At 47.6% G+C, this 14985-nt stretch carries 15 protein-coding genes; 6 read left to right on the forward strand and 9 right to left on the reverse strand.

The window, feature by feature from the left end:
- Window positions 1-121: 121 nt before the first annotated feature.
- Window positions 122-529, reverse strand: a complete 408-nt coding sequence (locus DES40_RS05430) for a GIY-YIG nuclease family protein (RefSeq protein ID WP_121099507.1) — start codon at window positions 527-529, stop codon at window positions 122-124.
- Between the two features lie 129 nt (window positions 530-658).
- Here DES40_RS05430 and DES40_RS05435 point away from each other — a divergent pair, with 129 nt between their 5' ends.
- Window positions 659-1204: a hypothetical protein gene (locus tag DES40_RS05435; protein ID WP_121099508.1), complete on the forward strand. Its 546-nt coding sequence runs from the start codon at window positions 659-661 to the stop codon at window positions 1202-1204.
- Window positions 1205-1265: 61 nt separating this feature from the next.
- On the opposite strand, the gene DES40_RS05440 is transcribed toward DES40_RS05435, so the two are convergent.
- From DES40_RS05440 to thiC, 4 genes are all read right to left on the reverse strand, one after another.
- The gene (locus tag DES40_RS05440) at window positions 1266-1472 is read right to left on the reverse strand and encodes a cold-shock protein (protein ID WP_121100460.1); all 207 of its coding nucleotides are present in this window, start codon (window positions 1470-1472) and stop codon (window positions 1266-1268) included.
- 204 nt (window positions 1473-1676) lie between these two features.
- On the reverse strand, window positions 1677-2564 hold the full coding sequence (locus tag DES40_RS05445; protein WP_147405859.1) for a hypothetical protein: 888 nt from the start codon (window positions 2562-2564) through the stop codon (window positions 1677-1679).
- Window positions 2565-2647: 83 nt separating this feature from the next.
- Window positions 2648-3118 carry a phage tail protein gene (locus DES40_RS05450; RefSeq protein ID WP_121099510.1) on the reverse strand — a complete coding sequence of 157 codons (471 nt, stop codon included), beginning with the start codon at window positions 3116-3118 and terminating at the stop codon, window positions 2648-2650.
- A gap of 88 nt (window positions 3119-3206) precedes the next feature.
- A complete protein-coding gene (thiC, locus tag DES40_RS05455; protein ID WP_121099511.1) occupies window positions 3207-5144 on the reverse strand; it encodes a phosphomethylpyrimidine synthase ThiC in 1938 nt (645 codons plus the stop codon).
- Window positions 5145-5745: 601 nt separating this feature from the next.
- Here thiC and DES40_RS05460 point away from each other — a divergent pair.
- Window positions 5746-6183 carry a BLUF domain-containing protein gene (locus tag DES40_RS05460; protein WP_147405860.1) on the forward strand — a complete coding sequence of 146 codons (438 nt, stop codon included), beginning with the start codon at window positions 5746-5748 and terminating at the stop codon, window positions 6181-6183.
- A 130-nt stretch (window positions 6184-6313) separates the two neighbouring features.
- Window positions 6314-6751, forward strand: coding sequence for a hypothetical protein (locus tag DES40_RS05465; protein ID WP_121099513.1), 438 nt, complete (start codon window positions 6314-6316; stop codon window positions 6749-6751).
- Between the two features lie 40 nt (window positions 6752-6791).
- Here the strand turns inward: DES40_RS05465 and DES40_RS05470 are convergent, their stop codons facing one another.
- The 4 genes from DES40_RS05470 to DES40_RS13295 form a co-directional block, all read right to left on the reverse strand.
- Window positions 6792-7661 (reverse strand): alpha/beta hydrolase, encoded by an 870-nt coding sequence (locus DES40_RS05470; protein ID WP_121099514.1) that lies wholly within the window; start codon window positions 7659-7661, stop codon window positions 6792-6794.
- 107 nt (window positions 7662-7768) lie between these two features.
- On the reverse strand, window positions 7769-8113 hold the full coding sequence (locus DES40_RS05475; RefSeq protein ID WP_121100462.1) for a gamma-glutamylcyclotransferase family protein: 345 nt from the start codon (window positions 8111-8113) through the stop codon (window positions 7769-7771).
- Between the two features lie 73 nt (window positions 8114-8186).
- Window positions 8187-8732 carry a hypothetical protein gene (locus DES40_RS05480; protein WP_121099515.1) on the reverse strand — a complete coding sequence of 182 codons (546 nt, stop codon included), beginning with the start codon at window positions 8730-8732 and terminating at the stop codon, window positions 8187-8189.
- A gap of 9 nt (window positions 8733-8741) precedes the next feature.
- On the reverse strand, window positions 8742-10505 hold the full coding sequence (locus tag DES40_RS13295; RefSeq protein WP_121099516.1) for a hypothetical protein: 1764 nt from the start codon (window positions 10503-10505) through the stop codon (window positions 8742-8744).
- Window positions 10506-10752: 247 nt separating this feature from the next.
- Here DES40_RS13295 and DES40_RS05490 point away from each other — a divergent pair, with 247 nt between their 5' ends.
- The 3 genes from DES40_RS05490 (at window position 10753) to DES40_RS05500 (ending at window position 14973) form a co-directional block, all read left to right on the forward strand.
- The gene (locus DES40_RS05490; protein WP_121099517.1) at window positions 10753-11919 is read left to right on the forward strand and encodes a phosphoserine transaminase; all 1167 of its coding nucleotides are present in this window, start codon (window positions 10753-10755) and stop codon (window positions 11917-11919) included.
- A gap of 26 nt (window positions 11920-11945) precedes the next feature.
- Window positions 11946-13520: a phosphoglycerate dehydrogenase gene (gene serA, locus DES40_RS05495; protein WP_121099518.1), complete on the forward strand. Its 1575-nt coding sequence runs from the start codon at window positions 11946-11948 to the stop codon at window positions 13518-13520.
- Between the two features lie 160 nt (window positions 13521-13680).
- Complete coding sequence (locus DES40_RS05500) at window positions 13681-14973, forward strand: adenylosuccinate synthase (protein WP_121099519.1); 1293 nt, start codon at window positions 13681-13683, stop codon at window positions 14971-14973.
- Window positions 14974-14985: the final 12 nt, after the last annotated feature.

The following is a 14985-nucleotide window of genomic DNA, read 5'->3' on the forward strand; positions in this document are numbered from 1 at the left end:
ACACCACAATGTGGCATTAGTTTGAAGATGACACCTTAGCATAACAGTCTGAATAAGCCCTGAGACTTAAATTTATCTGCCGTTCAGACTTATCAGGCAACTTCCAAATTATGAGGCCAGACTATGAGGCCAAAGCAAACTCCGTGTGATTAGCGTCCTGACTTGGCGCTGTGTTATGCAATGACGGCAGTGTATTCGCGCACTGATGCACCGCTTTCGCATGAATGAGGCTTTCTTCAATAGACGCTTTGGTCAATCCGTTCGACAAATCATTCCAATGCGGGTTTGAATTTTGCACCAATGCCAGACGCCACTCACGCGGCCAAGATTTGATGTCTTGCTCTCTCTTTACCGCCGCTTTGTGGGTTTCATGCACTTCGAACCACACAAGGCGGTCAATAGCATAGGGCGAGGCCCGACCAATTTGCCGGCCTAGCTTATGCTCATATATGCGCCGTATAAGGTCATCACAGCGCCCCCCAAATAGCACATCTTGGTTCTGATTTGTTAAAAGATAAGTATAGAACATAAAGTGAACATAAGGGCGATTCTGTTAAAATACCGTTAAAACCCACATCCATCCACAAACCCTAATGGAGCCCCTGTTTAATGTATTCTATGTAACGGAACCTATACACAACGCATCCGTTAGGCCGCTATGACACATGCATATTTATTGGCACTACCCGCCGCTGCCCTGCTCTTTTTAACGGCCTGCTCTGAGACCGTGAGTGAGCCCGATGACGTCTTATCAACATCTGACGGGTTGGAAGAGGCTTACACGCCTTCCAGTGAAACACAGATCCCAACAAACACGATTGGCGGTGATGGTTCATCCATTACACTAAACACATTAACAGGCGCAGATTTAGCCCATGTCGACAGGGGCGAGCTATTCTGCACCTTTATATCAAATACGGATCAAACGCTTGTTGTGGCCTCTGGTGATGCCGATAGCGACGCCCCTGCCAAGGGCGTTATCAAAGTCGGTGATTATGTGGAACCTTTGCAAAATACCTCAGGCAAAGGCTTTGGCGCGATGTATGAGAACGCCAAATTTGTTGGACAAGGAAAGACTGTCACCATTGTAGTCATCGGAGACACTCAAGACAATCAATCCTCAAAACGTAAGGCTAGCCTCACCTATCAACGCGCTGATGGCGCCGAGCGTCAATTCGAAGGCCTGTGGTCATGCGGTGCGTAATTGAAGCAAAAAAAAACGCGCCTTCATCGAAGACGCGTTTGAATAAAATTGCGCGAGCAATTTATGCCATTGAAATAGTTTCAACAGCTGTTTTTCCTGAACGCTGATCCACAGCCGTTTCAAAAGCAACTTTGTCGCCTTCCTGTAAGCCGTCAAGGCCAGCGCGCTGAAGCGCGGAGATGTGTACAAAAACATCATCACCCTTTTCAGGTTGAATAAAGCCGAAGCCTTTTGTGTTGTTGAAAAATTTAACAGTACCTGTTTGCATATCTGACATGGGAATTTCCTTTCACGTCATAAAATTGCCGAGACCCCATCGCGGAGCCGCGTGCGTTTGTCGATGTCGGGAAGAGTAAAACACATAGTCACCTCTGCGTTGGACGGCAGAAGTTAGTAAGCCAGATTGTTCGGCCTTAGATCGATAAGTTTCATATGGGGTGGATAATACGTAATTGCAAACTTATTATGTCTATCAATCGTAAAAGCATTTCTCCGTGCCATCGCCTTGATTGTAACAGCGACGTTCATTGCTCCGAGGTGGAGCGGACGGACCACTCCGTGCAGGACCTTTATAGCCATATTTTTCGGTGTAGCTTTCTGTATATGGCGCATTAGGCGACAAGCCTTGAGTAGGTGGTACATATTTACCTGTCATTCTATCGGCCCAAGCTTTTGGCGCGGTGCATTCTACGCTCGTTACAGGATGAAAATAACACATGTCATAAGCATCTTGGATAGAGCGCATCTTTTTGTTGGCATCCCACCAGCGGTAAAAATCTGGCCCACCATTCCGCTTTGCTTTTTCATAGAACTCCCAGTCGTCTTTGACACTCTTTACTTGTCCAGCAGGGGCAGATTTTCGATAAGAGTTAGAGGCATTAGCTTGCCGAGCTCTATAATCGGCTAATTGCTGGGCGTCTCGCTGAGATTTAGTTGGACCCGCTTTGCAATTAAACCGCTTTTCCGCCCAGTTTAGCATCACAGCAGGCGGCGCAGAAACAGCGGCTTTATCCAGCACAGGAGCGGTATCAATGCGTCCATCTTTATAAGCGGCTAAATCCCTATGATATTGTTTCATTGTCGCGTGGGCAGTTGTATCACCATCCCCCATTCCGCAATATTTACCATAACACTCCATAAGGGAGCGTACGATTTTACTCGGTGAATCCACCGCTGAAATCCCGTAATCCTGCCAATATAAAATAGCTTGCCCCCAGCTATTCGGCCCGCTCGCGAAATTGGCTTCAAACGTATTTGCGAGGACCATACCATTCGGACAAGATTTCGTCGTCTGGGCGTGAGCAAGATTTACAGAAAAGCCTGCGAAAAACAGAGTGATAAGCGCAACTATTTTTTTCATGCTTCTAATTTTATAACGCTCTGAACGTTCAGGCAAATATTTTTTGCTATAGGGGGATCTAAGACCCCCTATTAATTATACCCCTAATTACGGCTCGGGAATATACCGTTTGTTACAACACAATATTTCATGACTTGAAAAGGCTGCATATTTTGTTCGCTGCCTTCAGTAAATTGTTGAGCAGAATCTCCGTCTGCTGTGGCAACATTTTTAGGTAAGTTTTTGACGGTTTCTACACCACCTCTGGCACCTATACGCCTTGACGTCAGACCTGGGCCAGTTCCGTCCCCGACGACGGTTCGCCCTCTTAAATCCGGGAGACCGAAAACGGTCCGACCGTCCCCACCATACGTCGTACCATATAGTGCGAACAGAGACGAATTTTGGTCGATAGCCAAGAGTTGCCCATCAGCTGCTGCTGTGCCGCGCGGACAGAAATTAAAGCCGACGAGGATAACTTCACCAACATAGCGGTCCACCGCCGAAGCCGTCTGCGCGATTGACAGCGCCCCTAATAAAACCGCACCAGATAATACAATTGATTTGATAGTCATAAATTTGCCCCTCAGTTATTATGGTTAATAAGAGTTTAAGGGGCAAATCAGAATTTAAGCAAGCGATTATTGATAATCGACCTTGGGACTAGTGGTCATCCTCGCGCACAGTTCCGTCTGCGGAGAGATAGATTTGCCCGCCTAAGTCTTTAAACTTCTCTGACATTTCCTCCATACCCGCATGTATTTCTGTCCCAGTCAGGGCTTCGCCCTTCCTCGCCTCTTGCGCTTCAACAGGATAAAGCGCCGCTTTTTCATTATCAGAGAGGCCATCGGCGTAATCGCGGACGTCCTGCGTGATTTTCATGGAGCAGAATTTCGGACCGCACATAGAACAGAAATGCGCGACTTTATGCGCGTCCTTCGGCAAGGTTTGGTCGTGATAATCCTTGGCTGTTTCAGGGTCCAGTGACAGGTTAAATTGATCTTCCCAGCGGAATTCAAACCGTGCCCGAGAGAGTGCATCATCGCGAATTTGCGCGGCGGGATGCCCCTTGGCAAGGTCCGCGGCATGCGCCGCGAGCTTATAGGTAATTACGCCAACTTTCACATCATCACGGTCAGGTAGACCCAAATGCTCTTTCGGCGTCACATAGCAAAGCATAGCCGTTCCGAACCAGCCAATCATCGCCGCACCAATACCCGATGTAATATGATCATAACCGGGCGCGATATCCGTGGTCAGCGGTCCCAACGTATAGAAAGGCGCTTCGCCGCATTCGCGCAATTGCTTTTCCATATTCACTTTGATTTTGTGCATAGGCACATGGCCGGGACCTTCGATCATGACTTGGCAGCCTTTTTCCCAAGCGATTTTCGTCAGCTCGCCAAGGGTTTCTAACTCGGCAAATTGCGCGCGGTCATTGGCGTCGGCCACAGCACCGGGGCGCAGCCCATCGCCGAGGCTGAATGTCACATCATATTGGCGCATGATGTCGCAAATTTCGGGAAATTTAGTATAGAGAAAGCTTTCTTTATGATGGGATAAACACCATTTCGCCATGATAGAGCCACCACGCGAAACAATGCCGCAAACACGGTTTGCCGTCAGGTGGATATAGGCCAGACGCACGCCAGCATGAATGGTGAAATAATCCACGCCCTGCTCGCATTGTTCAATCAGCGTGTCTCGATACACTTCCCAAGTAAGGTCTTCGGCGACACCATTGACCTTTTCCAGAGCTTGGTAAATCGGCACAGTCCCAATCGGCACAGGGGAATTGCGGATAATCCACTCACGCGTATTGTGGATGTTACGGCCTGTCGATAGGTCCATAACATTATCAGCGCCCCAACGGGTCGCCCACACCATTTTTTCAACCTCTTCTTCGACAGAAGACGCCACAGCAGAATTACCAATATTGGCATTAATTTTCACAAGGAAGTTACGCCCGATAATTTGCGGCTCAAGCTCTGCATGGTTGATATTAGACGGTATAACCGCGCGGCCTTTGGCAATTTCATCGCGCACAAATTCAGGTGTAACAAAAACAGGAATATCAGCGCCAAAGCTTTCCCCCGCATCAACACGGGCCTGAGCGCCATCCAGCATTTTCTTACGGCCTAGGTTCTCACGTTCGGCGACATAAATCATCTCTTTGGTGATGATACCGGCTTTCGCATATTCATATTGGGTCACGGGGCCTTCGCCTGTACCGCGCAAGGGTTTATTTTTAACGGGGAATTCACGCGCCAAGAAACGGCCCGTTGCGCCGCCATTATCTTCGGGTTTTACATCGCGCCCTTCATATTCTTCGACATGTCCGCGTTCTAACACCCAGTCTTTACGATAGCGGGCCAACCCTTTTTCAACATCGATTGTCACGTTTGGGTCGGAATACGGGCCTGATGTATCATAAACAGGCACGTCGGGCTCGTTTGCACTCGGATGTAAATGCACGAGACGGTGCGGCACACGCAGAGAGGGGTCAGCATCCGGCGCCGTATAGACTTTAGAAGAACTTGGCAGCGGGCCAGATGTCACTTCTGGGGTTTGAAATTCAGAGGGGTTAAGGGGTTTATTCATGATGCATTCCTTTCAATCGGAATACGGGCGCAGTTATCAACGCATCCGTCCTTCCGCCTGCTTCATCACAGGATCAAGTTCAAAGGGTACGTCTCGCCCTGCACAATCGGAATCGGTCAGGGGCCCCTCGGATAATATCCGTTTAACGGGTTTTGACAGCTGAGCAAGCCTTGAGCCTGTGATTCAACGAAATCAAAGAGGTGACCCCACCTTGACGCGTTTATGCCTCACACTATCGCTCCCCGAAACGCAGCAAAGTGGTGGTAGCCTCTCCAATATCGGATAGGTTGACGATATAGAGCTGGTTATATTCAGTAGGCTCAATAATAGGCGCCCAACAATAGGCGCCCCGCCTTCTCCGCAAAGCTTTACTCAACCCTCAACCGACATACGACCAATTTTTATGCAAAAGCGGCCCATCCGCTAATTTCATACAGCTGATACCTGCACTTTATGCAGTTGAAACCTTTATTATATTTGAAATTTCAAGTATGTTTAAAAACTCTAACGATTGATTCACTATTTAGCTTCATGGGTAATCGTCTGTGGGAAAAATGGTAGCGCTAAATAGGTCATTGGGCCCATAGGACAAGGTAAACAAATGATCCATCAGGTCATGCATTCAGGAAACATCAAAAGTCACAATTCCGCATTGGTGACTAAAGATGATGTTCAGCGAATTTTAAACCATGTGAATGAGAGACATTTCACTGGACTGACTCTTTATTCAGACGGTAGCTTTCTGACGCTTTATGAAGGCGATAGAGACCTTATCGAAGAGTCGCGCCTGCAATATGATAACACTGATCGTTATAGTAAAATCTCAACACTCTTCAGCCGTCCCGTTGAAAAGGCTCTTTTCTCTGATTTTAAAATTGGTCTGGGTCGGTATGACACGATAGAAAACATTGAATCTCTAAAGTCATGTTTTAGATTGTGCCCTGAAAGCTTAGAGTTAGTTATCCCTGATGCCCTCCCCAATGAGTTCAAAGTTTTAACACGCACTTTTGCGCGCGTGAATAATTTGATGGCGGGCTAGTATAAGGCGCTAAAGCCTTCATTTTTCTGATTACGGTTTATTTACGAATTCACATTAAGATTTGAATTCTGTGAGCAAATAATGATTGTAACCAGGCTCATGTGGAGGAGCTAGCACTTAAGGCTTCATAATGATCCATCAGGTCATGCACTCCGGAAATATCAAAACGGGTAAATCAACAGTCATCAATAGAGACTATATTCGACTCATAATAAGCGACACAAAACAACAGGGATTTACGGGCCTTACGCTCTATTTGGACGGTAGTTTTTTGACGCTTTACGAAGGCGACATCCACACATTAGAACTAGCCCGCCAACGCTATACAAATTCATCCCTTTACAGCAACATTACGACAATGTTCAGCCGACAAATTGAAAAGCGTGCCTTTTCAACTTACCGCTTAGGACTGGGGCGACTAGACACATCAGAGAGCATTGAGAGTTTAAATGGTTGTTTTCATCTAACAGCGGAGACGCTCGATGATGTTATTCCTTCCTCAATCCCCAATGAATTTAAAATTCTGGCCCGAACCTTTGCCCGCGTAAATCAAATTATGGCTGTGTAACCCTTATGGCTGCAAAGCTTATTTGACGACATAACCTAACCTATTGGCAATAAACGCCATTTTCTTGGCCCTGAAGAGACGTCACAAATTCAATGATATCTTGCTTCAGCGTAGACTCACCATCAAAGTGGCGGGATAGAAATTTAACGGCATCAATATGGTTCATGCCTTCATATATTTTAACAACGCTTTGCCCGCCTCTGGCCTGAATTTTTTCTGCGAGCCTCTCTGAGTTCTGTGGATACACGCTCTTATCATCTGTTCCGTGGCCAAAGAAAATTGGCGGAGTTGGGCCGTCAACATTATTCAACGGCGCATCAGACGCAGTGAAACGATCTGGGAAAATAGTAATATAGGGGTCTTCATCAAGTGGAATGATTCCCGTCGGCCCCGCCAAACTGACGACCCCAGCGATAGAGTTGCAAAGCTGCGCACCAGCAGTTTCTAAATATTCAGAAGACAAGGCTGTCATCAAAACATTATAGGCGCCAGCGGAATGCCCCATGAGAACAATAGGGCGACCGGGAAATTGTTTTGACGTAAAGGCGGCCGCCTTCGCTGTATCGACAATCATCTCTGGATAGATGACCTCTGGATAGAGCCGATAATTGGGAATAACAACGTCAAACCCTTCCGACGTAAAGCCTTCGGCCAAAAATTTATACATATCTTTATTGCCATCGGTCCAACTGCCTCCATGGATAAAGACGAGGACAGGAGCGCCCTCACGAGGCCTATCAGTTCTGTAAATATCAAGTGATTGGCGGTCTAAATCACCATAGGACATAGACGAAGATTTCGTATAACTCCCTGAAGGCGTAACCGCATTAAGCAAGGTCACAGGCGCGCAAGATACAGCGCCAATAAGTGCAGATAAAATAAAGACGCCAACACCTGCAGTAATTTTCATGAAATTCTTTCTATTTAGAACACTATATTGGTTACGCAGGGAATAGCTTTCAGTTCCGCCCGCCCCCAAAACTATCGTATCATCAAGCCATTTAGGCTTTTAACGCCTTACGCTTCATTCTTTGCAACAACATAAAGCCAAGCTTGAACCCCAGATTCGAGCGTCACTGAAATACGCTTATAATCATCAACTTCATATCTATCTGCATCCGCTAATTCAGCGTCAGAGAGCTCAAAAACTTGACCCGCTACGCGGTCTTCTCCGTTGTTCGAAGGAATAGCTATGGGGTGAAATTTTTCCTCACTTTTCTTCAAAACATCAGGGTCAGTGATTTCAACTTGACGAAGTTCATACCCCACCAGCTTATCCTCACGCCCCACTAGGTAGCGACCAAAAGTTTCTTTTTGGACTTTTGGAAATTGCAAAGTCCCATAGGAGAATAAAAGCGGCATTAGGAAACCTTGCAGATTACAATACACATTTGAAGGTTATTCATGTTTTCAAGAAATATTCTTTCTGAGCTGATTATTTAATCGTCTCAGTTCCCTGCATGATAACCTTTGAGCCATCCTCAGAAAGAACGCCATTTCTCTTGGCTGTTCTTTGGTTTTTGGCTTTTTGAATATCACCAATATTTACTCGGCCTGAAAACGCCCGCGCTGATTGATTGCCATCAGGTAAATCTACGATTGCGGATACATCGACATAATAGACGCCATCTGCTGTGCCTATGAAATCAAGCTCCCACTCCTGTTGATCATCACCAGACATAGAGAGTGTTTTTCTTCCTGTTTCAGAGACGAAACGCAATCCCTCTTCTGGTCGAGCCACAAGGTTCAAAGTCCCTGCATCATAGTAATCTTGAATGATAAGTTTCAGAACGCCATATTCACCTACGGCAATATTCTTAGGTGCCTCGAAGGAAATTTCGACGGATGCCCCCGGTTTTACAGTTGCATGTTCATGCGCCAGCTCTGCTTCAGCAGGCAGAGACTGGGCCGTCGTACACCCACTCATAGCAAAGGCAGCGAGGCTAAAACAGCCCAATATATTCCGCACAATAAACGTCATAAGCACCGACTACTGAATCGTGAAATCATAACAACTATCTTCGCCCGTATCTGACGAGATATTATTATAATCATAGGCTGAAATAAAATAATCACGCGCCGGCAATGTTACAATTAACTGCTCTGAATCCGTCGTTTCATCCTGACCATCACTATAAAATTGACCATTTTCAGTAAAGAGTCGGAAATCAGGGTCAACCGTTGTTGGCCCAGAACGTCTCACCATATTGATTGTGTATGGTCTGGTCAGCGCGATCGTGACATACAAGAAATCACGCACATTTAATTTGTTACGCGTACCCGCATCATCAACAGAGCAAACCGTCACAGGTGTCCCGTCTGGCGTAATGACTTTATAGACGGGCAATGAAGACGGTATGCCGCCATCATTTGTCTCGCCAACGCCGAGCGGGCCCGTCCCATTTATATCTTGAAACGACTTTAGAGCATTAATGTCGGCGACATTGACGCCAGGTTGAGATTCCAAAGCATCCAAAAATGAGAAAATAGTCGTCGCAGGTCTAGCCGTTTTATAAGCATCGCTTGTTAAAACGTCATAGATAGGCTTCAAACCTAGGCTTACCGTATCCGGACCATCATCTTCGCTATCGAACAGGTCATAGAGGATTGACTGCACAGATGTTTCGTTAAACCAGCCTTCATTCGTCGCATTATTAGACTCGACGTTAATAGAAAAGCCCTGAGACTGCATATTATTTAAACTGTCCCGATAAACTGGGTCGCCTAAGATCATACCCGATAAAGCATTGCCATATCCTTCGCCAAAGGCCACGCGTGGGTCCAGACGATCCCCGCCCCCATGTCGTCCACCAATCGAATCTGAACGAGATAGCTGATCTTCAATGTAATGACCAAACTCGTGAACGACGACATGTTTATCATATTCATCCGTATCGCTATTCTCATTCCCTAGAATGCGAAGCGTCGGCGTTTCGAAACTCCCATTATTGTCAAGATCAGCCCGCGTATAAGACGAAGTCCCAATCTCTCCTTCAAATACATCCCCCCCAACGGAACGGTTTTGTGGGCTCCAGTAAACAAAGGCTTTCGGGAAATCGACATCCGGATCAATAGCGCGAATATCTGACACGGTTTCATAAATCGAATCCATGATCGCAAAAGGCGCGGCTTCGCGCGTGTCTGTATATCCAGCTCCGCCCCATCCTGAAGCAGCGTTAAGGTCACGGTTTTGCGTCGCGTTTGTACCAGACGAAGCAACACTGCCAACTAAAGTGTAAATGGGTGGATTGGCTCTATCGGCAGGGCGGTAATTATCTACAACTTGAATATCATAAGACGCAGCCGCGGAACTTAATAGATGCGCTTTCACGCTGACCTGAACATCTGTCTCTGAATCAACCGTAAAACTATATGTCCCTGTATCTGTTAAAGTCGCAGAGGATAAGACAGCGCCTGATGAATCCAACAATTCTACAAGCCCGCCTCTAACAGGTCGTTGTTCTATCGCCGAATAATTCAAGCCATTCGTCAAAGTATTATGCGGCACATAATCATAGGTCACAGTCCCCGTCAGCGTGACTGAAGCCGCTGGCGGCGGAGGTGGTGGCGGAGGAGGAGGAGGAGGTGGTGGCGGAGGAGGTGGTGGCGGAGGTGGTGGCGGTGGTGGTGGCGGCGGGCTAGACGCAGAGGAACTATCGCTCCCCCCTCCACAAGCCTGTAGGGTCGTCGACATGACGAGTGCTAAAGCTGTCATCGCTATCACGCGACCAGCTTTATGAGTAAATGTATCCATAGCAGTTCCGCCTAGTTTGTGCCCTAAATTCAACGAATATGTTTAGTTTTAAGGCTGAAATCATTCAGCGCCAGTTAAAATTACAGGGATTTCATGGGCTTTCCTGCGGTTTTCTCTGATTTTTAAGAGGGCAACATCTGCTCTTGACAAAAAATTGTGTCTTTTGCATATCGGCTTTGGGTCCCACTCCCCCACTGGAGTGCACTTTTACACTTGTACAAAAACGCAAGTGAAGGAGATACATATCATGGCAATAGCCACTAAGCCGACAGCCAAGCCTGTCGACCCTCGCTTTTCTGCGGGTCCCACAAAAAAACGTCCTGGTTGGACACTAGATGCCCTAAATGACGCAGCCCTTGGGCGCTCTCATCGTTCGGCGCTTGGCAAAGCCAAACTCAAAGAAGTTATAGATTTAACCCGCGAAGTCCTCGAAGTACCGGCTGACTACCGTATCGCTATTGTTCCTGCTTCAGATACTGGCGCGGTTGAAATGGCTATGTGGTCTCTCCTTGGGCCGCGCGGTGTAGATGTGGCCGCATGGGAAAACTTTGGGAATGCGTGGATTACAGATGCAAAAAGCCAGCTTCCTCTCGAAGACCTTAGAATTCTAGAAGCCGATTACGGACAGCTTCCCCCCCTTGAAACCTATACAGGCGACCGTGACCTCGTTTTTACATGGAATGGCACAACAGCTGGTGTCCGCGTCCCCAATGCTGATTTCATTCCTGCCGATCGTGAAGGTCTAACAATTTGCGATGCAACCTCTGCGGTTTACGCGCAACAACTTGATTGGCCCAAGCTCGACGTCGTCACATATAGCTGGCAAAAAAACATGGGCGGCGAAGCTGGCCACGGTATGCTCATCCTTAGTCCCCGCGCCGTTGAACGCCTAGAGACCTACACGCCACCATGGCCACTGCCTAAAATTTTCCGCATGACCAGCAAAGGCAAGCTAAACGAAGCTTTATTCGAAGGCTCAACAATTAATACCCCATCGCTTTTATGCGCTGAAGACCACCTTGATGCTCTAAAGTGGGTCAAAGCCAATGGTGGGTTACAATTTATGCATGACCGCGCGGACAAAAATGCGCAGGTTCTTTATGATTGGATTGACCGTACAGATTGGATTGCCAACCTTGCTGAAAAAGATGCGGAACGATCAAATACTGGCGTTTGTATGAAAATTGTCGACCCCCGTGTGACAGCCCTCGACAAAGACGCACAAGCGGATTTTGCCAAAAAGATAGTAAAATTATTAGGCGACGAAAATGTCGCTTTGGATTTCGGATCGTACAAAACGGCCCCCGCAGGTTTCCGTGTATGGGCCTCAGGTTTGATTGAAAAATCAGATCTTGAAGCGCTAACACCTTGGCTCGACTGGGCCTTTGAAACCGTAGCCGCCGAAACCCTTTAAAAACACATTTCACACGGATTTATATCATGCCTAAAGTATTAATTGCTGACAAAATGTCAGCCGCAGCAACGCAGGTTTTTAAAAATCGCGGCGTTGACGTTGATGTCATCACAGGTCTTTCAAAAGAAGAGCTTATAGACATTATTGCCGATTATGACGGACTAGCCGTTCGGTCTTCCACGCGTCCTGACGCAGAAATCATCGCCGCCGCTAAAAACCTAAAGGTTATTGGCCGCGCCGGTATTGGTGTCGACAATATTGACATCAAAGCCTCTACCGACCGAGGCGTTGTTGTTATGAACACCCCTTTCGGGAATGCCGTAACGACAGCGGAACATGCCATCGCCATGTTGTTCTCCGCGGCTCGGCAAATTCCTTCAGCCTCAACTCGCACGCAAAATGGTGAGTGGCCTAAGAGCGATTTCAAAGGTGTTGAACTCTTCAATAAAACACTCGGCGTTATTGGCTGTGGTAATATTGGCGCCTTGGTGGCGGAACGCGCGCTTGGCCTAAAAATGAAAGTCATTGCCTTTGACCCGTATCTTACGCCAGAACGCGCCGTGAAATTAGGCGTTGAAAAAGTCGAACTTGATGAACTTTTCCAAAGAGCGGACGCCATTACCCTGCACACACCATTGGTTGAAAGCACAAAGGGCATTGTCTCTCGCGCCCGCCTTGGCATGACCAAAAAAGGCGTCATAATCGTAAACTGCGCCCGCGGTGGATTAGTCGACGAAGAAGCTTTGAAAGACGCTTTAGAGGCAGGCCATGTTCGCGCGGCTGCCTTGGACGTGTTTGCCGTAGAACCTGCAAAAGAGCATCCTCTCTTTGGTACGCCTAACTTTATTGCAACGCCGCATTTGGGCGCTTCTACATTAGAGGCCCAAGAAAATGTGGCTGTGCAAGTTGCTGAACAAATGGCAGATTACCTTTTAACAGGCGCTGTCAGTAACGCACTTAACACCCCGTCTATCTCAGCCGAAGAAGCGCCTCGCCTAAAGCCTTTCGTCGATCTTGCAGACCGTCTTGGCCGCTTGACCGGACAGTTACTCCACGACCCAATCCAATCCATCGAGTTGACCTATAAAGGGGCTGTCACGGATTTGAACACAGACCCGATGACAGCGGCGGCTTTAGCAGGATTGTTAAAGGCGGCTATGCCAGACGTAAATGCCGTCTCAGCACCTGTATTGGCGAAAGAACGCGGCATAGAAATCAAAGAAAGCTATGTGAACGAAGCTGAACGCGCTGAGAGTCTTATTCGCCTTGCTGTTCAAACGTCTGAACGTAAATTCGTTGTTGTCGGCACTATCTATCGTGGTGAGCCACGTATCGTGCGTCTCTTTGGTGTTCCTATGGATGCGGCCTTTAGTGAAAATATGATTTATGTACGCAATGATGACAAACCAGGCTTCATTGGTAAGCTCGGGGCGGTTTTAGGGGATAACAAAGTGAATATTGCAACCTTCTCTTTGGGCCGGATGGCCAAAGGCGACGAAGCTGTCTGCCTCGTTAGTGTGGACGGCCCCGTCACAGACGAAGTTGCAGCGCAAATTCGCAATCTTGACCATGTCAAAATTGTAGACGCTGTTTCACTCTAAATTCATTTTATCCAGAGTTATTCTGATTGCCCCCTCGCCTTTTGGGCGGCGGGGCCCTAAAGACTGAAAAAGTCTAAAGGAATCGTTTCTTAGCGAGTACCTGATGTGGCGTGACTGCGTTTAGACAGTTCACGCCGTTTCTTTGTAAAGGACTATGTAAATGGCGAATGTTGTTGTTGTCGGTTCCCAGTGGGGTGATGAAGGTAAAGGCAAGATAGTCGATTGGCTCTCAAATCGAGCCGATGTCGTTGTTCGGTTCCAAGGCGGCCATAATGCAGGCCATACTCTCGTCGTAGACGGCACAGTTTATAAGCTCTCATTGCTACCCTCTGGTATTGTACGAGGCGGCAAGCTCTCTGTTATCGGTAATGGCGTTGTGCTTGACCCATGGGCGTTTCTGGATGAAATGGCCCGAATAAAAAAGCAAGGTGTGAAGATATCACCTGAGAACCTTTTGATATCAGAATCAACCGCATTGATTTTGCCTATCCATTCAGAACTCGATGGCATTCGCGAAAATCGCATTGACGGCGTAAAAATCGGAACAACAAAGCGTGGCATCGGCCCAGCTTACGAAGATAAAGTCGCAAGACGCGCCATCCGGGTTTGTGATTTGGCCGATGAAGAACATTTGCTCGCCCGCGTTAAAAACCTCTTACATCATCACAATGCTTTGCGCGTGGGTCTGGGGCAGCCTGAGACAGATGCAAATGAGCTTACACAAAAGCTATTGGAAATTGCGCCTAAGATTCTACCTTTCGCTTCTCCTGTCTGGCACGCACTACACGAAGCCAAGCAAGCTGAAAAACGCATATTGTTCGAAGGCGCACAAGGTGCAATGCTTGATATTGACCACGGGACCTACCCCTTTGTCACCAGCTCAAACACAATTGCGGGCCAAGCCGCGGCAGGCTCTGGTATGGGCCCTGGCGCACTGAACTTTGTTCTGGGTATTACAAAAGCTTACACCACACGTGTCGGCGAAGGCCCCTTCCCTACAGAGCTAAACGATTCAATTGGTCAAAGATTAGGGGAAAGAGGTCATGAATTCGGTACAGTAACGGGCCGCCAAAGACGATGCGGCTGGTTTGACGCTGTCATGGTACGCCAAGCCATTATCACTGGCGGTATTACGGGTATTGCCCTGACAAAACTCGACGTATTGGACGGCCTTGCAGAACTTAAAATTTGCGTTGGTTATAAATTGGATGGGAAAATTCTTCGCCGTCTTCCTGCCGGCGCGGCTAATCAAGCCAATGTCGAACCGATTTACGAAACCATGCCAGGCTGGCAAGGCTCTACGCGCGGCGCGCGTTCATGGGCTGACCTCCCTGCTGAAGCGGTTAAATATGTCCGTCACATCGAAGAACTTATCGGTTGTCCTGTATCTATGGTTTCGACTTCGCCAGAACGCGAAGATGTTATCTTAATGCGCGATCCATTTAAGGCATAAGTCAAGTTTCAA

Source organism: Litorimonas taeanensis (assembly GCF_003634015.1).
In the GTDB taxonomy this organism is placed as follows: Bacteria; Pseudomonadota; Alphaproteobacteria; order Caulobacterales; family Maricaulaceae; genus Litorimonas; species Litorimonas taeanensis.